Origin of the sequence: Leucobacter massiliensis, from assembly GCF_002982315.1 — a bacterium.
Taxonomy (GTDB): domain Bacteria; phylum Actinomycetota; class Actinomycetes; order Actinomycetales; family Microbacteriaceae; genus Leucobacter; species Leucobacter massiliensis.
The window spans coordinates 129,179-149,944 of record NZ_MWZD01000017.1 but is presented as its reverse complement, the minus strand read 5'-3'; the positions used below and the strand labels follow the sequence as shown (position 1 = coordinate 149,944).

The window sequence follows — 20,766 nt, the reverse complement described above, 5'->3', positions numbered from 1 at the left end:
TATTCCTGATATTTCGCTGAACCTGAGCCGGGTCGACTCAACTATCCAGGAGCGCGGATACTTCGGCGGCGAGCAGTTCGACGGCGGCCCGGACGCTGGCTTCCCTGATCTCATCGCGATCGCCGGAGAAGTGGAACAAGCGCGCGAAGGTGCGGGCTTCGGAGCTCAGTCCGATCCACACGGTGCCCGCCGGTTCGCCCGTCTGGGGGTCGGGGTCCGGCCCGGCCACACCGGTGGTCGCAATGCCGAGCTCGGCGGGGCGGGGATCCTCCTCCCCCTCACCGGGCAGCGCGCAGGCGGCGCGCACGCCGGCGGCCATCTGCCGCGCGACCTCCTCGTCCACGGGGCCCGTCTCGCGCAGGCGGTCGGCGTCGACGCCGAGCATGCTGTGCTTCAGAGCCGTGTCGTAGGCCACGACCCCGCCCGAGAACGAGCGTGAGGCGCCGGGTACCGTCACCAGCGCGTCGGCGAGCAGCCCGCCCGTCAGCGACTCGGCGGTGGCGATGCGCAGCCCCCGCGAGGCGGCCCACTCGATGGCCGCCGCGGCAGCAGCGCGGTAGGCGTCGTCACTGACTCCGAGTTCGCTCATCGCCTTCCCTTCCCCGCCCGCGCGAAGGCGAGCACATAGTCGATGCCGCTCAGGATCGTGAGCAGCACGGCCGCCGTCATCGTCACGATGTTCGCCCATACGGCGAGCGGGGCCGCAGAGCCGAGCACGCTTGCCAGCGGGAGCAGCGCGAGCGTGATCGCGACCGACTGCGCCACCGTCTTCAGCTTGCCCATCCACGCCGCCGCCACGACGACGTCGCGGGCGACCATCAGGCGGTGGACGGTGATCCCGATCTCCCGCACCAGTACGACGATCGTCACCCACCACGGCAGCTCGCCCAGGACGGAGAGCGCGACGAGGGCCGCCCCGGTGAGCAGCTTGTCCGCGATCGGATCGAGCAGCTTGCCGAGATCGGTGATCAGGCCGCGCGAACGCGCGAGGTAGCCGTCCCACGCGTCGGTGGCGATCGCGACGACGAAGAACGCAGCCGCCGCCCAGCGCCAGGGCCCGTTCCGCCCGTCGTCGGCCAGCAGCATCCAGACGAAGAACGGCGTCGCGACCATCCGCGCGATCGTGATGAGGTTCGGCGCGTTCCAGTTGCTCGGCTTGGCTCGGGGCGCGCTCGCTCCAGGAAGGCTCACGGCGTCAGTCCCGTCCCGTCAGCTGCCACGCGTCCTCGTCGCCGTCGCCGTCGACCTCCTCCAGCGCGTCTTGATGACGCGCGATGGGATCGTCGTAGCGATCGTCGCCGAAACCGCCGTCGAAGGCATCCGTGGGGCTGTCCGCCCCGAGAGGCTCGATCACGTCGGTGGCCTGCTCGCCGCCGCTCACCGGGCCGGCCGCCGCCTGCGGCGCCGGCGTCGCCGGTGCTGCTGCAGACGGCGCTTGCGCGGCTGCGGGAGCCGCGAAGGGCGCCGGGGCCGCAGAACCGCCCTTGATCCGGGCCAGCACCTCGGGCAGCTGCTCAGGGGTGACGAGCACATCGCGCGCCTTCGAGCCCTCGGAGGGACCGACGATGTCGCGCGACTCCATGAGGTCCATGAGGCGCCCCGCCTTCGCGAAGCCGACGCGCAGCTTGCGCTGCAGCATCGAGGTCGAACCGAACTGGGACGTGACCACGAGATCGATCGCGGCGAGCAGCACCTCGAGGTCGTCGCCGATGTCCTCGTCGATCTCCTTCTTCTCCGCGGACTGCGCCACATCGGCACGATACTCCGGCTGCGCCTGCGCCTTCACGTGCGAGACCACCTGGGCGATCTCGGCCTCGTTCACCCACGCGCCCTGCACGCGCATGGGCGTCGATTCGCCGTTGAGCAGCAGCAGCCCGTCGCCCTGGCCGATGAGCCGCTCGGCGCCGACCTCGTCGAGGATGACGCGCGAGTCGGTCCCGGAGGCCACCGCGAAGGCGTAACGGCTCGGCACATTCGACTTGATCACGCCCGTCACCACGTTCACCGAGGGACGCTGCGTAGCGAGGACCAGGTGGATTCCTGCGGCGCGGGCGAGCTGGGTGATGCGCTGGATCGAGTCCTCGACGTCGCGCGGGGCGACGAGCATGAGGTCCGCGAGCTCGTCGACGACGACGAGGAGGTACGGGTAGGGCTTGAGCACGCGCTGGCTTCCCTCCGGAAGCACGATGGAGCCGGATCGCACCGCCTCGTTGAAGTCGTCGATGTGACGGAAGCCGAAGCTCGCCAGATCGTCGTAGCGCATGTCCATCTCCTTCACGACCCACTGGAGGGCCTCAGCGGCCTTCTTCGGGTTCGTGATGATGGGGGTGATCAGATGGGGCACCCCCTGATAGACCGTGAGCTCGACGCGCTTCGGATCGACGAGCACCATCCGCACCTCGGCGGGCGTGGCCCGCATGAGGATGCTCGTGATCATCGAGTTGATGAAGCTCGACTTGCCCGAGCCGGTGGCGCCCGCGACGAGCAGGTGCGGCATCTTCGCGAGGTTGGCCACGACGAAGCCGCCCTTCACGTCCTTGCCGACGCCGATCGTCATCGGGTGGGTGCTGCGCTGCGCCTTGTTCGAGCGCAGCACGTCGCCGAGCGCCACGTTCTCGCGATCCTTGTTGGGAATCTCGATGCCGATGGCGCTCTTGCCGGGGATCGGCGAGAGGATGCGCACCTCGTTCGAGGCCACCGCATAGGAGAGGTTCTTCGAGAGCGCCGTGACCTTCTCGACCTTCACGCCGGGGCCCAGCTCCACCTCGTACTGGGTGACCGTGGGACCGCGGGAGAAGCCGGTGACCTGCGCATCGACCTTGAACTCCGCGAAAACGCGCGCCAGCGCCGCCATGATCTGATCGTTGGCCTCGGTGTGGGCCTTCGGCGCGTCACCGGCCGACAGCGCGGACTGATCGGGCAGCCGGTATTCGGCGCGGCTCGCCGAGGGGTCGTGGGGAGGCGCGACCGCGAACGGCGTGGTCTGCGCCGGCTCTGCCGCGCGGGGCACCTCCTCGGCAGGCTCCGCAGCGGCGTCCCACGAGTCGTCGCCGAGCCCGGAGGCGCGCGGCGTCCCGGCGGCCTGCACGGCGGCCTCCGCCTGGTCCAGCTCGTCGAAGAGATCGGAGGGGAAGACGTCGGTGGCCGGGTCGGGGGTCAGCGCCGACTCGAAGGCGCCATCAGCGGGCTCCTGCGCGCCGCCGAGCGCGGAATCGAGCCCGGCACGGTCGCCGGCGTAGGCGGGGTCCTCCTCCCGGCCGGTCTCCGTCCGCCGCCACCACGGGAGCGAGCCGCCCTCGGGCTCCTGGTCCTCCAGGTCGAACAGCGCGTCGTCCTCGCGCTTCTTCCCGCGGCGCGGCTTCTTGCTCTCCGCCTGCTCCTGAGCAGGCGCGGGCTCCGGGCGATCGACCACGCCGAAGAGGAAGTCATAGGCCTCGCGCAGCCGCCGGAGGATCCTCCCCGGAGGCGTCTTGGTGACGATCAGCACCGAGAGCGCGAGCAGCAGCGAGAGCACCGGGACCGCCGCCCAGATCGTGAGGGCCAGCAGCGGCGTGCCGATCATCCAGCCGAGCAGCCCGCCCGCCTCCGCGAGCGCGGGCATGCCCTCGCGCGGCACCGGCTGCCCGCCGTACACGTGGCTCAGACCCGCGATGCTCGTGACCGCGAGGAAGAGCCCGATCGCGATCCGCCGGTTGTCGTTGACGCTCGACGGGTGGTTGAAGAGCCACAGGGCGAAGCCGGCCATGATGATGGGCAGGCCGAAGGCGACCCGCCCGAACAGACCGCCGAAGGTCCAGGCGTCGAGCTGCACGGCCACCGGCTGGCCGATGAAGAACCACTCGACCACCGCGCCCACCACGGCCAGCAGCACGAGCAGCATGGGGATGCCGTCGCGCCGGTCCTCCGGGGCGAGCGGTTCGACGCGGAAGGCTCGCGCGGCACCGCCGACGGCGTGCGAAAGCCCGTTCCAGGCGCGGACGATCACGCCGTCCGTGGGCTCGGGCTCGGCGAGCACGCGCGTCTTCGCGGTCGACCGGGTGGCCGTGGAACGGGTTCCCCGTGCCGCGGTCTTGCCCGATTTTTCGCGCGGTGAAGCTTTGCTGGCCATGCTACGAGGGTACGTGCGCCCTCCGACATTCGCGAGGTGACGCTCCGAGCCGGGGCGATTCGACGGTGCTCCAGCCGGGCGGCGGCGCACGGCTGGAGCCGGGAAGCGGCCGGAACGGGGCCGGAGCCGGGAAGCGGCCGGAACGGGACCGGAGCCGGGAAGCGGCCGGAACGTGCGCTCGCCGGGAAGCGGCCGGCTCAGCGCCGACGCAGCGCGCGGACCACCTTCTTGGCGAGCGGCAGGCCCTCCGTCCACAGCGTGTAGCCGGAACCCGGCCGATCCCAGGATCCCGCCAGCAGATCTTCGTGCGAGGCCCAGCCCTTCTTGAAGGTGGTCACGCCGTCGTTGATGAGCCCGCCGAAGTCGTAGCGCTCGATCCCGAGCTCCCGCATCTGCCGGATGACGTGCCACTTGAGCGCGTAGTTGGCCCGCAGCCGCTGACCGGTCTCGTTCATGCCGCCGTACAGCTCGAAGGCGGTGCGCGCCGACTTCGCCATGAACAGGAACGCGACGGGCCGCTCCTCGACGTAGGCGGCCCACACGGGCGCGTCGTCACCGAGCATGGTGAAGGCGTCGTGGTAGTAGGAGTCCTCGTGCAGCCCGAAGTCGGCCCGCTCGCTGGTCTCGCGGTACACCTCCAGGCACGCGTCGAGCTGCTCGATCGACTCGACGGGGCGGATCGACAGGGCCTCCTCGCGGCCGGCCTTGCGCACGTACTGCCGGTGCTTCTTCGACATGTCCGCGAGCAGCTCCTCCTCGCTGCGGCGGAGGTCGAGGATCAGGGTCCGCGCCGGGAGCACGGGCGTCTTCGCCTCCCGCCACCGCCCGTCGAGCGGGAAGGTCCCCGCCGGCTCGTCCGGCTCGATCGACACGGCGACCGCGCGCCGGGATCCGAGCACGTAGTCCGCCACCGCATCCGCCACCGCGCCCGCGCCAGGCGCCTCGGCCAGACGCGAAGGGTCGGCCTCCGAGCGCAGCACCACCGGCCCGCGCGGCGCATACACGAACCCGCCGAGCGGGCCGGGAAGGGCGCGGGTGAGCAGCTGACAGGCGCCGACCACGGGCGCCGAGACATCCGATCCCGAGCGCACCAGGACCCGCTCCGCGCTCCAGCGGTGCGCCGACTTCAGCTCGCCCCACCCCCAGAGCTGCAGCGGGTGGCCGCCGAGGGATCGAACGGTGGCGTCCCACTCGGCGCGATCTGCGCAGGGGGTCACGGTGAGGGTCACGTGCGGTTCCTTCCGAGTTTGCGGGAGACGAAGGCGGTCAGCTCGCCGAGCTCGGGCGACCGCAGCAGCGCGAGGAGCACGGCGTACACGGCCCCCGAGACGGCGGCGACGGCGAGCGCGAAGGGGATGGCGACGATCGCGTCGAAGCCCGGCACGGCCAGCCGGAGCAGCCAGCCGACGAGGAGGCCGGCGAGCAGGGCCGGGATGGCGGCCAGCACGAACTTCACGAGGCTCTGTGAGATCCGGCGCCCGTCGATCGCCCCGATCTTCCGGCGCAGCAGCCACGTCGCGAGCACGGCCTGCACGATCGTCGCGAACGACCAGACGAGCGCGAAGAGCATGCCCACCCGGGCCGGTGGCGCGAGGAGGAGCAGCAGCGACAGCGCCACGACCAATCCCATCTGCACGGAGGTGAAGAGGAAGGGGGTGCGCGTGTCGGAGAGCGCGTAGAAGGCGCGCTGCACCATGAACAGGAAGCTGTAGGCGGCGAGGCTGATGACGTACCCCTGCAGCGCCTCCGCGAACTGCTCGACCTGGAGCGGCGTGGCGCCGAAGTTGATGATGCGCGCCACGAACGGCGCCGCGGCGAAGAGCGCGACGGCGGCGAAGACCATCACGAGGGCGATCTGCCGGGCCGAAGCCGAGAAATCGGCGATGAACTCGCCCATCCGGCCGCTCTGCCCCCACTCGGAGAGCCGCGTGAAGTAGGCGGTGGCCAGCGACACCGCGATCACCGAGTGCGGCATCATGAAGATCAGCCAGACGTTCGCCATCGCGCTCGTCGAGGGCCCGGCACCCGATCCCGTCGCCACGATGTTGTTCGTGATGAAGCCGCCCAGCTGCATCACCGCGATCGTCGCGAGGCTCCAGGCGGCGATGCGGGCGGTCGCGCCGAGCCCCATGCCGCGCCACCGGAAGTCGGGACGGTAGCGCAGCCCCGCCTTCCGCCAGGAGACGAACAGGATGAGCGCCTGCGCGGCCACCCCCAGTGTGGCACTGCCGGCGAGCACCGCGATCGAGGCGGCGTTCCAGTCGAGGGTGGTGCGCGCCTCCCCCGTCGGGTCGCTCCCGAACATGAGCATGAACACCACGATGCCGGCGATCGCGATCACGTTGTTGAGCACGGGCGCCCAGGTGAACGGCCCGAAGACGCTGCGTGCGTTCAGCACCTCGCCGAGCACCGTGTAGAGGCCGTAGAAGACGATCTGCGGCAGGCACCAGTAGGCGAACGCGGTGGCGAGCGCCAGCTGCTCCGGCGGCCACGCGAGCGCCGTGGCCCACACGATCCAGGGCGCGGCGAGCATCGCGATCGCGGTGATCGCGAACATCCCGACCGAGATCAGCGTGAGGATCCGGTTGATGTATCCGGCGCCGCCGTCGGGGTTCTGCGCGGCCTTCACGATCTGCGGCACGAGCACGGCGTTCAGCATGCCGCCGAGCAGGATCATGTAGAGCGTGTTGGGCAGCAGGTTGCCGTTCTGGAACGCGTCGGCCGACTGCGAGCCGACGGAGCCGATGGCGTAGGCGAGCAGGATCGCCTTCACCAGTCCGAGCACCCGGGAGACCATCGTCCCCGAGGCCATGACCGCGCTCGCGCGCATGATTCCCGATGCCATCAGTAGTACGGATCCTTCTGCAGCGCCAGCGAGGCGCGGCGCGCGATCCGGTCGCCCAGCCGCACCCAGAACGCGTAGGCGGCGGGGCGCAGCGGCAGATCGAAGGCTCCGGCGTAGTCGGTGATCTCCGGCGAGAACGAGCGCTTGAACTGCCCCACCCCGAAGAGGGGGTGCTCGCGGTCGTCGGCGCGGTCCGCGGGGGGTGCACCGCACAGGTCGTGCACGCGCGCACCGCGATCCCGGGCCCAGCGGATCACCTCCCACTGCAGCGCGTGCGAGGCGCCGTAGGCGGTCTTGGCCCGTATCGAGGCGCCGTCCTTGTAGGTGGTCTTCTCGCCGAGCGCCATCGCGAAGGCCCCGGCAACGAGCTCCCGCGACCCCTCGCCGCCGTCGCGGCCGTCCCCCACCCGGTAGGCCAGGAACATCTGCCCGGCCCCCGCCGCTTCGAAGGACTGCCAGAACTCCCGGTAGTAGCGCTCGCTGCGCAGCACGAAGCGCCCCTCGGCGGTCTCGCTCAGCAGCCCGAAGAGCGCGGCGCAGTTGGCGTCGGTGGCGGGCACCCGCTCCGCCACGATGCCGTCGCGCCCGGCGCGGGTGATCGCGTTCCGGGCCTTCTTGCCGAGCCGCCGCAGCAGCTCGGCGTCGTCGAGGCGGGAATCGGGGCCGGATCCCTCGCCGGAGCCGAGGCCTGCCTCGCTGCCGGGATCGCGGGGATCCCCCAGCTCGACGAGCACCGTGGAGGGGTTCGGGATGATCCGGACCGTGTCGCGGTAGCCCGCGGCGTGGATCGCGTCGCGGGCGGAGGGATCGAGGCGCGGCTCGATCTTCAGCAGGAACGCACCCCGGGATCGCGCCAGGCGCGCCACCGCCGAGGCGAGCTCCAGCACCGCCTCGACGTCCTCACCGGCCGGGCCTGCGGGCAGATGCCACCACTCCCCCAGGAGCGGCACGCGCTTCGCGAGCACCCCGACCGCGACCGGCGGCAGCCCGTCACGCTCGACGATCACGCGATAGTCGCGGTATCGCCCCTCGCGTCGCTTCAGCGAGAGATAGGCATCGCCCATCCAGACCTCGCCGCCGCCGGGGTTCGCCGCGACGAGCGCGTCCCAGCGGGACGCCTCCCCCGCGCTCGCGAGGCGCGCGCGAGCCCCGCCCGGGGCCTGCGCCCCCGGCGAGCCTGCCCCCGAGCGGGATCCCGGCACTCGCTACACCACCACCACGACGGGCACGATCATCGCCTTGCGGCGCAGTTTCGTGCCGACCCAGCGGCCCACCGTGCGGCGCGTGATCTGCTGCAGCTGGTGATGATCGGTGACGCCGTCCTTCATGGCGGCCTCCAGGGCGTCGGCGATCTGCGGCTTGATCTTCTCGAAGACCTGCGCCTCCTCGGCGACGCCCTTGGCGTGGATGTCGGGGCCGGAGACGATGTGCGCGGTGGTGGGCTCGACCACGGTGATCACCGAGATGAAGCCCTCCTCCGCGAGCGTGCGGCGGTCGCGGAGGTCGTCGTCGGTGACCCGGCCGACGCTCTTGCCGTCGACGTAGATGAACTCGGTGTCGAGCTGGCCGACCGCACGCGCGACCCCGCCGGCGAGGTCGACCACGGTGCCGTTCTCGGCGATGACGGTGCGGTTCTGCGGCACGCCCGTCTCGATGGCGAGCGCCGCGTTGGCGACGAGCATGCGGTACTCGCCGTGGATGGGCATGACGTTCCTGGGGCGCACGATGTTGTAGCAGTAGAGCAGCTCGCCCGCGGCGGCGTGCCCGGAGACGTGCACCTTCGCGTTGCCCTTGTGCACGACGTGCGCGCCGAGCTTGATGAGACCGTCGATCACCCGGTAGACGGAGGTCTCGTTGCCGGGGATCAGGCTGGAGGCGAGGATGACCGTGTCGCCCGTGCCCACCTCGACCTGGTGCTCGCGATTGACCATGCGGCTGAGCACGGCCATCGGCTCGCCCTGGGATCCGGTCGACATGTAGACGATGCGGTGGTCGGGGATGTCCCCGCTCTTCTTCAGGTCGACCAGGACTCCCTCGGGCACGTCGAGATAGCCGAGGTCCGAGGCGATCTTCATGTTGCGCACCATGGAGCGGCCGAGCAGCACGACCCGTCGCCCGTTGGCCTGGGCGGCGTCGAGCACCTGCTGCACGCGGTGGACGTGGCTGGAGAAGCTGGCGACGACGACCTTGCCCGGCGTCTTCGCGATGACCTGCTCGATGACGGGGCCGATGTCCTTCTCCAGCGGCGTGAAGCCGGGCACGTCGGCGTTCGTGGAGTCGGTCATGAAGAGGTCGACGCCCTCCTCACCGAGCTTCGCGAAGGCGCGCAGATCGGTGATGCGCCCGTCGAGGGGAAGCTGGTCCATCTTGAAGTCGCCGGTGCCGATGACCAGGCCGGCCTCGGTGCGGATCGCGACCGCGAGCGCATCGGGGATGGAGTGGTTGACGGCGACGAACTCCAGGTCGAAGGGGCCGTACTCCACGCGGTCACCCTCGGCGACGACGCGCGTGACGGGGCGGATCCGGTGCTCCTTGAGCTTCGCCTCGACGAAGGCGAGGGTGAGCTTGGAACCGACGAGGGGGATGTCCTCCCGCATCTTCAGCAGGTAGGGCACGCCGCCGATGTGGTCCTCGTGCCCGTGGGTGAGCACGACCGCGACGATGTCGCCGAGGCGGTCCTCGATCTTGGTGATGTCGGGCAGGATCAGGTCGACCCCGGGGTGCTGGACCTCGGGGAAGAGCACGCCGCAGTCGACGATCAGCAGCTTGCCGTCGATCTCGTAGACGGTCATGTTGCGGCCGACCTCTCCGAGACCGCCGAGCGGCGTGATGCGAAGGGTGCCCGGTTCGAGCGCGGGCGGGGCGTAGGGAGGATTCGTCATGTGTTCTTTCCCCGCCGGCAGCGCCGGGGCGTGGGCCAGGGATCGTGCGGCCCGACGGCCCCGATCCCCTCCCCTGCTCCCGAGCTGCACGGCGGTTTCATTGTTAGCGGGTGGTGCCTGCGATCTTCGGCAGGGCACCGCCGGCAGCCGCGTTGCGGTCCGGCCTGAAGTTGGAGAGCTCGATGCCGGGCACGTCGCCGACGAGCGCGAGTTCGTCCTCGATGAGGGCCGCCTCCCACTCTTCGGGTCCGACGAGCGGCAGACGCACGCGGGGGCTGCCGATGCGGCCCAGCCCGTGCAGGATGTACTTGGCGGCGACCGTGCCCGGCACGTGGGTCATCACGGCCCGCACGAGCGGCTCCAGCCGCTGGTGCATGTCGCGCGCCGTGCGCAGATCGCCGGCATTGACGGCGTCGATGATCGCGCGGTAGGGGGCGGCGGCGATGTTCGCGGTGACGCCGATGAGGCCGGTCGCCCCGATGGCGAGGTGCGGCAGCACATTCGCGTCGTCGCCGGAGAAGTACATGAGATCGGTCTGGTTGAGCACCCGGCTGACCTCGCTGAAGTCGCCCTTGGCGTCCTTCACGGCGAGGATGTTCGGGTGCTTCGCGAGGCGCAGGATCGTCTCGTAGGTGATGGGGACGCCGGTGCGGCCGGGGATGTCGTAGAGGATGACGGGCAGCTCGGTCGCGTCGGCGACCATGCGGAAGTGGGTGAGCAGGCCCGCCTGCGTGGGCTTGTTGTAGTAGGGGGTGACGATCATGACGCCGTCCGCCCCGGCCTTCTCGCTGGCCTTGTAGAGCTCGATGGCGTGCGCGGTCTCGTTGGATCCGCCACCGGTGATGACCTTCGCCCGGCCCCCGGACACCGACTTCGCGACCTCGACCAGCTTGATCTTCTCGGGGTCGGTCAGCGTCGAGGTCTCGCCGGTGGTGCCGGTGACCACGATGCCGTCGGCTCCGCTCGCGATGCAGTCGTCGATGTGCTGCTCGGTCGCGGCCCAGTCGACCTCGCCGTCCGCCTGGAACGGCGTGACGAGGGCGACGAGCACCTGACCGAAGGGGTTCTCCTGGTTTGCCACCTCACTAGGCTACCGGACTCCCCCGCAAAGACCGCTTCGCGTCCGCGACGGAGCCGCGAAGCCCGCGCGGTGCCGGGGGCTCCCTCAGTCGCGCGTCCAGCGCTGGAAGCGATACCGGAGACCGGTGGCCGAGCGCGCTTCCTCGCTCTCCTCGACGTGAGCGAAGGCCCCGGGGATCTCGGGCGCGAAGGTGTCGGCGTCGGGCACGTCGAGCTCGATGCGGGTCACCGAGAGCTCCGCGGCGAGCGGCATGGCGGCACGGTAGAGCTGCCCGCCGCCGATGATCCAGGCGCGCTCGGCCCCGCGATCCCGGACCACTCCGAGCGCGCCGTCGAGGGAGCGCGCGATCTCCGCTCCGGGCGCCGCGAGGGCCGCATCACTCGTGACGATCACGTTCTCGCGGCCGGGCAGCGGCCGGAAGCGCTCCGGCAGGGATTCCCAGGTGCGCCGGCCCATGATCACCGGCGCGCCGCTCGTGACGCGGCGGAAGTGCGCCAGATCCTCCGGCAGATGCCAGGGCATCTCCCCGCCGCGGCCGATCGCGCCGCCGCGGGCCTCGGCCCAGATCATCCCGATGCGCATGAGCGCGCCCGCAGCCTAGACCGCCACCGGGGCCTTGATACCCGGGTGGTGCTGGTAATCGAGCAGCTCGAAATCCTCGAGGGTGTAGTCGAAGATCGAGGCGGCCTTGCGGATCTCGATGCGCGGGTAGGGGTACGGGGCACGTGCGAGCTGCCGTTCGACCTGCTCCACGTGGTTGTCGTAGATGTGGCAGTCGCCGCCCGTCCAGACGAACTCACCGGGCTCCAGGCCCGTCTGCTGCGCGAGCATGAGCGTGAGCAGCGCGTAGCTGGCGATGTTGAACGGGACGCCGAGGAACATGTCCGCCGAGCGCTGATAGAGCTGGCACGAGAGCTTGCCGTCGGCCACGTAGAACTGGAAGAAGGCGTGGCACGGCGCCAGGGCCATCTGATCCAGTTCGGCGACGTTCCACGCCGACACGATGATGCGCCGGGAGTCGGGCGTGTCGCGCAGCTGATCGACCACCTTCGCGATCTGGTCGATGTGCTCGCCGTTCGGCGCCGGCCACGAGCGCCACTGCACCCCGTAGACGGGGCCGAGCTCGCCCTGCTCGTCCTCCCACTCGTCCCAGATCGTGACGTCGTGCTCCTTCAGGAAGGCCGTGTTGCTCTCCCCGCGCAGGAACCACAGCAGCTCGATCGCCACCGACTTGAAGTGCACCCGCTTCGTGGTGATCAGCGGGAACGACTCTGAGAGGTCGTAGCGGATCTGACGTCCGAAGAGGCTGCGGGTGCCGGTGCCGGTGCGGTCGGATTTCGCCGCTCCGTGCTCGTAGACCTCGCGGAGCAGTTCTTCGTAGGGGGTCGGGATCGCGTTCGCACTCACACCCTCGAGTCTACCTTCCGAGCCCGCGCGATCCGGCGCGCGGGCCCGAGGCGGCCCGCCACACCCTAGCTGCCGAGCCCGTCGTCGAAGAGCTCCACGGCAGAGGTGTCGCTGCTCGCGTCGGCCTTGGCCAGCACGCGCCCGCGGAAGAAGTCAGGAGCGATGCGCGAGTAGATCAGCATGAGCACCACGCCGAGACCCAGCACCACCACGCCGATGATGCCCACGAGGCCGACGCCGCCGATGTTGCTGCCCGAGCCGAAGGCCGGATCCATGCTGTCGATCGTGGTCTGCACGAAGACGATGAGCAGCAGGACGCCGCCGATGAGCGGCAGCACGATCTTCGAGAGGCCGGCGCCCAGGCCCTCGCGGAACGCCGTCTTGCGGAAGTACCACGGGCTCGCGAGGGCCGTGATCCCGTAGTAGAAGCAGACCATCATGCCGAGCGCCGTGATCGTGTCCCACAGCACGTCCTCGCTGATGAAGCGCATCACGGCGTAGAACGCCGAGGCGATGATCGAGGACCACAGCAGCGCGACGTAGGGCGACTTGTACTTCGGGTGGATCCGCTTCATGGACTTCGGCAGCGCCCCGTAGTGCGACATGGCGAGCAGGGTGCGCGCGGGCGAGATCGCGGTCGAGTTGATCGAGGCCATCGCGCTGACGAGGATCGCGATGGAGAGCAGGATCGCTGCCGGACCCATCACCGGGTGAGCGAGGGCCGCGAAGACGTTCTCGGCGATGTCGGGGTTGTTGAGACCCGTGGGACCGTCGCCCAGGCCGGCGAAGGCGACCGTGGCGGCCGCGGTGCCCACGTAGAGCACGACGAGGATGAGCACGAGGATCATCGCGGCCTTGCTCTCGGTCGAGAGGCGGCCCTTGGAGGGCTTCGTCTCCTCGCCCATGGTGAGCACGGTGTCCCAGCCCCAGTAGACGAAGATGGAGACGGCGATGCCGGCGGCGAAGGCGCTGAAGCTGTCCACCTCGAGCGGGTTGAACCAGGACAGCTCGGGCAGCTTGCCCTCGGTGTTGGCGGGATCGCCGGCGCCCACGAACATCGCGATGATGAACCACACGAGCACCGCCATCTGGAAGATCACGGTGATGTACTGGAACACCTTCGTGGAGGTCATGCCGCGGTAGGAGATGACCGTCGCGACGGCCATGAAGCCGAGGCACACGACGATGTTGATGAGGCGGTTCGAGGCGATCTCCGCGATCGCGGGATCCCCCACGGCGATGCTGATCGACTGGAACAGGAACTCGACGGCGATGCCCGCGAGATTCGAGAGCACGAGCACGGTGGCCGCGATGAGGCCCCAGCCCGCCATCCAGCCGATCCACGGGCCGAAGGTGCGGGTGGCCCAGGTGAAGGAGGTCCCGGAGTCGGGCATCGCCGAGTTCAGGGCGCGGTAGCCGAGCGCCACCAGCAGCATCGGGATGAAGCCCATGAGGAAGATCGCGGGCGTCTGGTAGCCCACCTCACTGGCGGCCGGGCCGACGGCGGCGGTGAGGGTGTAGGCGGGGGCGCAGACCGACAGCCCGATCACCAGCGCTCCCAGCACGCCGACGGTGCCGGAGGGAAGCCCCTTCTTGCTGATACCTGTGACGGAGTCGAGGGTGCGCGTCGCCGGTTCCGGGGACGTCAGGTCGTATTTGGTCATGTGTTTCCCGTAGCTTTCCCCGGCGAAGCCGCCCGTTGCGCATCGCGATCTCGCGTTCCCCCGTGGGGGTCATACGGACCCCCAGCGACGATCGTCCGCCGATGATTGTAGGCCGGGGGTGCGGTGAGCACCTAACCGGCCGCAGAATCTTCAGCCGGCGCCCGCACCGGCGCCCGCACCGGCACCCGAGCCTTCGGCGCCGTCAGAGTTCCCGCGCGCCGTCGGCTGCGCGGCGCTCCGCGCGCTCCCGCGCGATCGCCTCGCGGATCGCGGCTCGTGCGCGACGCCGGTCCCCGCACGCGTCGTACACGATGCCGAGGCGCAACCAGCTCTGCCACGCCTCCGGCTCCGCCTCGGCCTCCGCCCGGTAGCGGGGGAAGGCGGCCTCCGCATCTTCCCGCATCGCCCGTCCGGAGGGGTGCGTGGCGACGGGCTCGTCGGGCATGCGGCCCTCGGCTTCGAGCCGGTCGGCGAGCCGCGTCGACTGCACGCCGAATCGCAGCTCACGCACCAGGGCCCAGACCCCGATGAGCGGGAGGACGAGCAGCGCGGCCCCCATCACGACCGCCAGCGCCTCGCCGCTCGCGAGCAGCGTGAACGCGAGGACACCCGCGAATACGAAATAGAGCGCCAGCAGCGCGCTCATGATCGCGACGCCGAGGATCGCCCGGAGGCGCGGCGTCACGCGCCGATCCCCAGCACGCGGTCGAGGCCGACGGTGAGCCCCCGCTGCGCCTCAGCGGCTTCGAGCGCGGCCCGGATCCCCGCCCGGTAGGCCTCGTTCGAGTGCGTGTCGTGCGTGATCGTGAGCACTTCGCCGGCTCCGCCGAAGCGCACCTCCTGCTTCGCGACGACGCCCGCGAGCCGCAGGCTGTGCACGGGGATCCCGGCCACCAGCTCGCCGCGCGCGGGCTGCTCGGCGAAGGGGGCCTCGACGGGACGCCCGGCGCGCGCCTCGGCCATGAGCTCCGCGGTGCGCACCGCGGTGCCGCTCGGCGAGTCGACCTTGCCGGGGTGGTGGGCTTCGATGACCTCGATGGCGTCGAAGTAGCGGGCGGCGAGCGCGGCGAGTGCCGTGCCCAGCACCGAGCCGAGCGAGAAGTTCGGCACGACGATGACGCCCGCACCCGGGGTGGCCGCGATCCGCTGTTCGATCCGCGCGAGGCGATCGGCCGACCAGCCGCTCGTGCCGACGATCACCTTCTGGCCCCGGCCGATCGCGCGCTCGACGATGCCGGGTGAGGCGTCCGGGTGGCTCACGTCGACGAGGATCCCGGCACCGGCTCCCTCCTCCGGCCCCGAGGCGCTCGTGAGGCGCGCGACGAGTTCGAACCCGGGGTGCTCCTCGACGACCTCGCAGACGAGGCGTCCGAGCCGGCCGGTGGCCCCGGCCACCGCAACACTCACAGACATGCGTCCAGCCTAGGGCACGGCGCCCGGGGCCCTCGGGGAGGCGCCTCAGGCGGAGAGGCCGGAGCGGCCGAGCTCTCCGACCCCGACCACGGTGAGCGGCCGCGCGGCGAGCACGCCCGCGATCTCCCGGATCTCCTCGGCGGTGACCGCGGCGAAGCGTTCGAGCGAGGCGTCGAGGTCGTAGAGTTCGCCGCTGCCGAGTTCCGCCCGGGCGAGACGGCCCATCCGCGTGTCGGAGTCCTCGAGCGCGAGCGCGGAGGAGCCGGCGATCTGCCCGAGCGCGCGCTCGCGCTCCTCCTCGGTGATGCCCTCTGCGGCGACCCGTTCAAGTTCGAGCCGGGCGAGCTCGATCACCTCGGACGCCTTCTCGGGCGCGGTCCCGGCGTAGATGCCGAAGACGCCGCCGTCCGAGTAGCTCGCTCCGAAGGAGTAGGCGGTGTAGGCGAGGCCGCGCTTCTCGCGGATCTCCTGGAAGAGCCGGCTCGACATGCCGCCGCCGAGCACGGAGTTCATCACCCCGAAGGCGAAGCGCCGAGGGTCGGCCGAGCACAGGCCGCGCGTGCCGATCATCAGGTTCAGCTGCTCCGAGGGCCGGTCGGTGAGGTGCAGGGCGGGGGCGGCCGCGTCCTGCCCGGCGGACACCGCTTCCGTGGCCGCGGCGTCGTCGAGCCGCTGGACGCGGCGCGCGGGTTCGGCGCTGCGGTCCGTGCGCCAGCGCTCGTCGGGCGCCAGCTGCAGCGCCGCGAGGACCTGGGCGACGAGACGGTCGTGATCGACGGCGCCCGCCGCAGTGATCACCAGCGTGGACGGATCGTAGCGCTCGCGGTAGTGCAGCTCGACGTCGTCGCGCCTGGCGGCGCGGATGGTCTCGGGGTTGCCGCCGATGGGTCGGCCGAGCGGGTGCTCCCCCAGCACCGCCTCGAAGAAACGCTCGTTGGCGACGTCGCCGAGGTCGTCTGCGGCCATCGCGAGCTCCTCGAGGATCACGCCCCGCTCGGTCTCGAACTCGCCGGGGTCGAGCACCGAGTTGGTGACCATGTCGGCGAGCACGGTGACGGCGTCTTCGAGGTCGGCGTCGCGCACCTTCGCGTAGTAGCAGGTGTACTCCTTGGCGGTGAGCGCGTTGTGCTCGGCGCCGATGCGGTCGAAGCTGGTGGCGATCGCGTAGGCGTCGCGCGTGGGCGTGCCCTTGAACAGCAGGTGCTCGAGGAAGTGCGTGGACCCGAGGCTTCCGGGAGCGTCGTCGCGCTCGGCCTGCTCGTCGCGGGAGCCGACGCCCACCCAGAAGCCGATGGAGGCGCTGCGCGCGCCGGGCATGCGCTCGGTGAGCACGCGCAGGCCGCTCGGGTGGACGGTGCGCCGGACCTGGCCGCCGCTCAGGTCGACGTCGAGCTCGGGGAGATCGAGGGGCAGCAGGATCGGTTCGCGCATCCCCTCACACTATCGCCGCCCGCCTGTGCGCCCACTGGCTCCCCCGCCGGGCGACGGACCGCGCCGGGTCAGCGGGCGGCGCGGCCCGCGAGGCGGGCGCGGCGCAGCAGCAGGTAGAGCTCGCAGCCGAGGCAGAAGGCGAAGGCGGCGTTGAGGAACGCCGCGATGAAGGCGGCGGCCGCGGCGACGGGCAGCGCCCAGGGCACCCCGGCGAGGTGCAGCGCGAGACCCGCACCGGTGACGACCGCCCCGACGCCCTGCGCGAAGGTGGGCGGCGCCGCGGCCTCGAACTCAGCCGGCGGTGCGAGCCGGGGACGCACGAGCCGGGCGAAGATCAGCCCGAAAGGATGCCGTTTCACGCCGGCCGCGGCGCCCCAGACGAAGAGCGCGAAGAGCACGAGCAGCAGCAGGGAAGCCGGCTCGACGAGGCGCTGCAGCGGGCTCAGGGCGGCGAGCGCGGCAGGGTCCGTCGCGGTGCCCGTCAGCAGCGCCAGGGCGACGGCGGCGAAGAGCAGCGTCGCGGTGATGGCGGCGGCGAAACGCGGGCCGCGCGGATCGACGGCGTCGGCGGGCGGGGTCTTCGTCGCCGGCGCCTGGCCCCCGCTCCGAGGGCCAGTGCGGCCTGCGGCAGCGGTCGAACGGTCGGTCATCTCCGGCTCCCTTCGAGGGCGTGCGGCGCGGCGAGGTGTTCGTCGAGCAGGGCACGGGCCTGCGCGGTGCCGACGGGCCCCGAAACCCGCGTCAGCGGGCGGCCGTCCGCGTCGAGCACGAGCAGCGTGGGGGTGCGCATGATCGAGAACCGCGCGATGAGCTCGTCCCGGCGGGTCACGTCGATCTCGACATGGGCGGCCCCGTCGCGCTCGGCCACGGCCGCGGCGAGCACCCGGGCGGTGCCGGGGCAGCGCGCGCAGCTCTCCGTGCTGAACTGCAGCACCGTGAGCTGCTCGCCGAAGCGCGGCGCGGGCTCCCCGGCGGCCGCGAGCTCAGCGGGGACGACGGGATCCGGCCCGCTCGTGGCGCGCGGAACCCCGCCTCCGTCACCGTCCCGGCGACCCGGGGCAGTCTGCGGCGCCAGCCGTCGCACGCGGGTCTGGGTCCGGCGGAGCACGACGCCGAGCGCCGATGCGAACGCCACCAGTCCGAGCAGGATCAGCGCAACGACCACAGGATTCATAATGCGACCCATTATGCCCCCGAATGCGTCGAGCGTCGTTCTCGTCGCCCGGATATGACGCCGCATGTCGCATCTCGCTTCGGCGCGCTCCTTCGGAAGCGGCGCACACCGCCAGGAACGACGCAGCGCCCGCCGCACCTTCTCGGGTGCGGCGGGCGCTGCGGGAGCCGGTCAGGCTCCGACCGGCTCGGGGGCCGGAGCCGTTTACTCGGCTGCGCTCTCCACGGTCTCAGCAGGCGCGGCCTCGGCGGCCGGGGCCTCCTCGGCGGCGGACTCCTCGATCACGGGCTCCAGCGAGAGCTTGCCGCGGTCATCGACCTTCGTGATCTTCACGAGGATCTTCTGGCCGATCGAGAGCACGTCGTCGACCGAGTCGATCCGCTTGCCGCCGGCGAGCTTGCGCACCTCGCTGATGTGCAGCAGGCCGTCCTTGCCGGGCAGCAGTGAGACGAAGGCGCCGAAGGCGGCGTTCTTCACGACGGTGCCGAGGTACTGCTCGCCCACCTCGGGGTTCTGCGGGTTCGCGATGGCGTTGACCTGGGCGCGGGCGGCCTCTGCCGAGGGGCCGTCGACAGCGCCGATGTACACGGTGCCGTCGTCGTCGATCGAGATGTCGGCGCCGGTCTGATCCTGGATCCCGTTGATCGTCTTGCCCTTCGGGCCGATCAGCTCGCCGATCTTGTCGACGGGGATCTGCACCGTGATGACGCGGGGCGCGGTCGGCGCCATCTCATCGGGAGCGTCGATCGCCTGCGAGAGCACGTCGAGGATCGTCGTGCGCGCCTCCTTCGCCTGCGAGAGCGCACCCGCGAGGACGTCCGAGGGGATGCCGTCGAGCTTCGTGTCGAGCTGCAGCGCGGTCACGAACTCGGAGGTGCCGGCCACCTTGAAGTCCATGTCGCCCAGCGCGTCCTCGGCGCCCAGGATGTCGGTGAGCGTCGCGTAGCGGGTCTCGCCGTCGACCTCGTCGGAGACGAGGCCCATCGCGATGCCTGCGACGGGGGCGCGCAGCGGCACGCCCGCGTTGAGCAGCGACAGCGTCGAGGCGCAGACCGAGCCCATCGAGGTGGAACCGTTGGAGCCGAGCGCCTCGCTGACCTGGCGGATCGCGTAGGGGAACTCCTCGCGGCTGGGCAGCACCGGCACGAGCGCGCGCTCGGCCAGGAAGCCGTGACCGATCTCGCGGCGCTTCGGGCTGCCGACGCGGCCCGTCTCACCGGTCGAGTAGGGCGGGAAGTTGTAGTGGTGCATGTAGCGCTTCGACGTGGTCGGCGACAGCGAGTCGATCTGCTGCTCCATCTTGAGCATGTTCAGCGTGGAGACGCCCAGGATCTGGGTCTCGCCGCGCTGGAAGATCGCCGAGCCGTGGACGCGCGGGATGACCTGCACCTCGGCGTCGAGCGCGCGGATGTCGCGCAGGCCGCGGCCGTCGATGCGGGCGCCCTCGGAGAGGATGCGGCCGCGCACGATCTTCTTCGTGACCGACTTGTAGGCGGCGGAGACCTGGCCCTCTGCCTCGGCCGGCAGCTCGCCAGCGGCGACCTTGGCGGCGATGGCCTCCTTGACGCGCGCCTTCAGCGCATCGTCGGCGTCCTGGCGCTCCTGCTTGTCGGCGATCTGGTAGATGCCCGAGAGCTCGGCCTCGGCAAGCTCGGCCACCGCGGCGTAGGTCTCCTCGGCGTAGGGCAGGAACACGGGGTACTCCTGCACCTCCTTCGCCGACTGCGCGGCGAGCTGCTCCTGTGCCTTGACGAGCTGGGTGAGGAACGGCTTGGCGGCTTCGAGGCCCTGGGCCACGACCGCCTCATCGGGCTTGGTGGCGCCGCCCTGGATGAGGTTCCAGGAGCCCTCGGTGGCCTCGGCCTCGACCATCATGATCGCGACGTCCTCGGAGCCGTCGGCCTTCGTGACGACCCGGCCGGCGACCATCAGGTCGAAGACGGCCTCCGTGAGCTGCTCCTCGTTGGGGAACGCAACCCACTGATCGCCGATGAGCGCGAGGCGCACGCCCGCGATGGGACCCGAGAACGGCAGGCCCGAGATCTGGGTCGACGCCGACGCCGCGTTGATCGCGAGCGCGTCGTAGAACTCGCCGGGGGCGATCGAGAGCACGGTCACGACGATCTGCACCTCGTTGCGCAGGCCGTCCACGAAGGACGGGCGCAGGGGGCGGTCGATGAGACGGCAGACGAGGATCGCCTCGGTGGAGGGACGGCCCTCGCGGCGGAAGAACGAGCCGGGGATCTTGCCCGCGGCGTAGGAGCGCTCCTCGACGTCGACGGTCAGCGGGAAGAAGTCGAAGTGATCCTTCGGCTGCTTGGAGGCGCTGGTGGCCGAGAGGAGCATCGTCTCCTCGTCGAGGTACGCGGCAACGGCGCCCTGCGCCTGCTGCGCGAGGCGACCGGCCTCGAATCGGATGGTGCGCTTGCCGAACTTGCCGTTGTCGAGCACGGCCTCGGCGAACTTGATCTCAGGACCCTCCACGGGTTCTCCTTCGCGTCGGTGAGCGCGCGGCGGCAGCTCGAAGTGCTGCGAGCCTTCGCTGCGGAGCACCGCGGGTGCTGATGTTCAGTAGAAGGTCACCCTGCGCCTTCCCGACGCCTGAGCCATGCGGATCACGCGCGGGCGGTCAGGGGAATCCACTACCGAAGACCAGCCCGCCGGCCGGCGCGCTCGGTTCTTCTGTGCGGGCGGATGCCCGCAGTCCCCAGGATAGCACCGGAGCAGCCGGATGCCGGGGAATACGGCTCGCGGGCGGGAT

General features: G+C 71.0%; 17 protein-coding genes. All 17 read right to left on the bottom strand.

What is annotated here, in order from left to right; all coding sequences use genetic code 11:
- Positions 1-37: 37 nt before the first annotated feature.
- A complete protein-coding gene (locus B4915_RS07545) occupies positions 38-589 on the bottom strand; it encodes a CinA family protein (protein ID WP_105805206.1) in 552 nt (183 codons plus the stop codon).
- Positions 586-1,191, bottom strand: a complete 606-nt coding sequence (pgsA, locus tag B4915_RS07540; protein ID WP_105805205.1) for a CDP-diacylglycerol--glycerol-3-phosphate 3-phosphatidyltransferase — start codon at positions 1,189-1,191, stop codon at positions 586-588. Before pgsA ends, B4915_RS07545 begins: the two co-directional genes overlap by 4 nt.
- A gap of 4 nt (positions 1,192-1,195) precedes the next feature.
- Positions 1,196-4,108 (bottom strand): DNA translocase FtsK, encoded by a 2,913-nt coding sequence (locus tag B4915_RS07535; RefSeq protein WP_105805204.1) that lies wholly within the window; start codon positions 4,106-4,108, stop codon positions 1,196-1,198.
- A 197-nt stretch (positions 4,109-4,305) separates the two neighbouring features.
- Positions 4,306-5,337 carry a lipid II:glycine glycyltransferase FemX gene (locus B4915_RS07530; RefSeq protein ID WP_105805203.1) on the bottom strand — a complete coding sequence of 344 codons (1,032 nt, stop codon included), beginning with the start codon at positions 5,335-5,337 and terminating at the stop codon, positions 4,306-4,308.
- Positions 5,334-6,953, bottom strand: coding sequence for a murein biosynthesis integral membrane protein MurJ (murJ, locus tag B4915_RS07525; RefSeq protein WP_105805202.1), 1,620 nt, complete (start codon positions 6,951-6,953; stop codon positions 5,334-5,336). The genes B4915_RS07530 and murJ overlap by 4 nt, the downstream gene beginning before the upstream one ends.
- Positions 6,953-8,155, bottom strand: a complete 1,203-nt coding sequence (locus B4915_RS07520) for a lipid II:glycine glycyltransferase FemX (RefSeq protein ID WP_105805201.1) — start codon at positions 8,153-8,155, stop codon at positions 6,953-6,955. Before B4915_RS07520 ends, murJ begins: the two co-directional genes overlap by 1 nt.
- A 3-nt stretch (positions 8,156-8,158) precedes the next feature.
- On the bottom strand, positions 8,159-9,835 hold the full coding sequence (locus tag B4915_RS07515) for a ribonuclease J (RefSeq protein ID WP_105805200.1): 1,677 nt from the start codon (positions 9,833-9,835) through the stop codon (positions 8,159-8,161).
- Positions 9,836-9,938: 103 nt separating this feature from the next.
- Complete coding sequence (gene dapA / locus B4915_RS07510) at positions 9,939-10,916, bottom strand: 4-hydroxy-tetrahydrodipicolinate synthase (RefSeq protein WP_105805199.1); 978 nt, start codon at positions 10,914-10,916, stop codon at positions 9,939-9,941.
- 84 nt (positions 10,917-11,000) lie between these two features.
- Positions 11,001-11,498: a dihydrofolate reductase gene (locus B4915_RS07505; RefSeq protein WP_105805198.1), complete on the bottom strand. Its 498-nt coding sequence runs from the start codon at positions 11,496-11,498 to the stop codon at positions 11,001-11,003.
- Between the two features lie 15 nt (positions 11,499-11,513).
- On the bottom strand, positions 11,514-12,323 hold the full coding sequence (locus B4915_RS07500; protein ID WP_105805197.1) for a thymidylate synthase: 810 nt from the start codon (positions 12,321-12,323) through the stop codon (positions 11,514-11,516).
- Between the two features lie 65 nt (positions 12,324-12,388).
- Positions 12,389-13,987, bottom strand: coding sequence for an APC family permease (locus B4915_RS07495; protein WP_105805196.1), 1,599 nt, complete (start codon positions 13,985-13,987; stop codon positions 12,389-12,391).
- Positions 13,988-14,189: 202 nt separating this feature from the next.
- Positions 14,190-14,672, bottom strand: coding sequence for a hypothetical protein (locus B4915_RS07490; RefSeq protein ID WP_181158492.1), 483 nt, complete (start codon positions 14,670-14,672; stop codon positions 14,190-14,192).
- Positions 14,669-15,400: a 4-hydroxy-tetrahydrodipicolinate reductase gene (gene dapB, locus B4915_RS07485; protein ID WP_105805195.1), complete on the bottom strand. Its 732-nt coding sequence runs from the start codon at positions 15,398-15,400 to the stop codon at positions 14,669-14,671. Before dapB ends, B4915_RS07490 begins: the two co-directional genes overlap by 4 nt.
- Before the next feature lie 45 nt (positions 15,401-15,445).
- Complete coding sequence (locus tag B4915_RS07480) at positions 15,446-16,831, bottom strand: M16 family metallopeptidase (RefSeq protein ID WP_105805194.1); 1,386 nt, start codon at positions 16,829-16,831, stop codon at positions 15,446-15,448.
- A gap of 68 nt (positions 16,832-16,899) precedes the next feature.
- Entirely contained in the window at positions 16,900-17,481 is a 582-nt protein-coding gene (locus tag B4915_RS07475) for a DUF4395 family protein (protein ID WP_105805193.1), read from the bottom strand.
- Positions 17,478-18,005 (bottom strand): thioredoxin family protein, encoded by a 528-nt coding sequence (locus tag B4915_RS07470; RefSeq protein ID WP_181158491.1) that lies wholly within the window; start codon positions 18,003-18,005, stop codon positions 17,478-17,480. The genes B4915_RS07475 and B4915_RS07470 overlap by 4 nt, the downstream gene beginning before the upstream one ends.
- Before the next feature lie 204 nt (positions 18,006-18,209).
- Complete coding sequence (locus B4915_RS07465) at positions 18,210-20,489, bottom strand: polyribonucleotide nucleotidyltransferase (protein WP_105805191.1); 2,280 nt, start codon at positions 20,487-20,489, stop codon at positions 18,210-18,212.
- Positions 20,490-20,766 lie beyond the last annotated feature (277 nt).

Coding starts and splice junctions, on each gene's coding strand:
- B4915_RS07470 (WP_181158491.1), bottom strand. CDS start 18,005: ATGAATCCTGTGGTCGTTGCGCTGATCCTGCTCGGACTGGTGGCGTTC.
- murJ (WP_105805202.1), bottom strand. CDS start 6,953: ATGGCATCGGGAATCATGCGCGCGAGCGCGGTCATGGCCTCGGGGACG.
- B4915_RS07515 (WP_105805200.1), bottom strand. CDS start 9,835: ATGACGAATCCTCCCTACGCCCCGCCCGCGCTCGAACCGGGCACCCTT.
- B4915_RS07475 (WP_105805193.1), bottom strand. CDS start 17,481: ATGACCGACCGTTCGACCGCTGCCGCAGGCCGCACTGGCCCTCGGAGC.
- B4915_RS07545 (WP_105805206.1), bottom strand. CDS start 589: ATGAGCGAACTCGGAGTCAGTGACGACGCCTACCGCGCTGCTGCCGCG.
- B4915_RS07480 (WP_105805194.1), bottom strand. CDS start 16,831: ATGCGCGAACCGATCCTGCTGCCCCTCGATCTCCCCGAGCTCGACGTC.
- B4915_RS07535 (WP_105805204.1), bottom strand. CDS start 4,108: ATGGCCAGCAAAGCTTCACCGCGCGAAAAATCGGGCAAGACCGCGGCA.
- B4915_RS07495 (WP_105805196.1), bottom strand. CDS start 13,987: ATGACCAAATACGACCTGACGTCCCCGGAACCGGCGACGCGCACCCTC.
- B4915_RS07505 (WP_105805198.1), bottom strand. CDS start 11,498: ATGCGCATCGGGATGATCTGGGCCGAGGCCCGCGGCGGCGCGATCGGC.
- dapB (WP_105805195.1), bottom strand. CDS start 15,400: ATGTCTGTGAGTGTTGCGGTGGCCGGGGCCACCGGCCGGCTCGGACGC.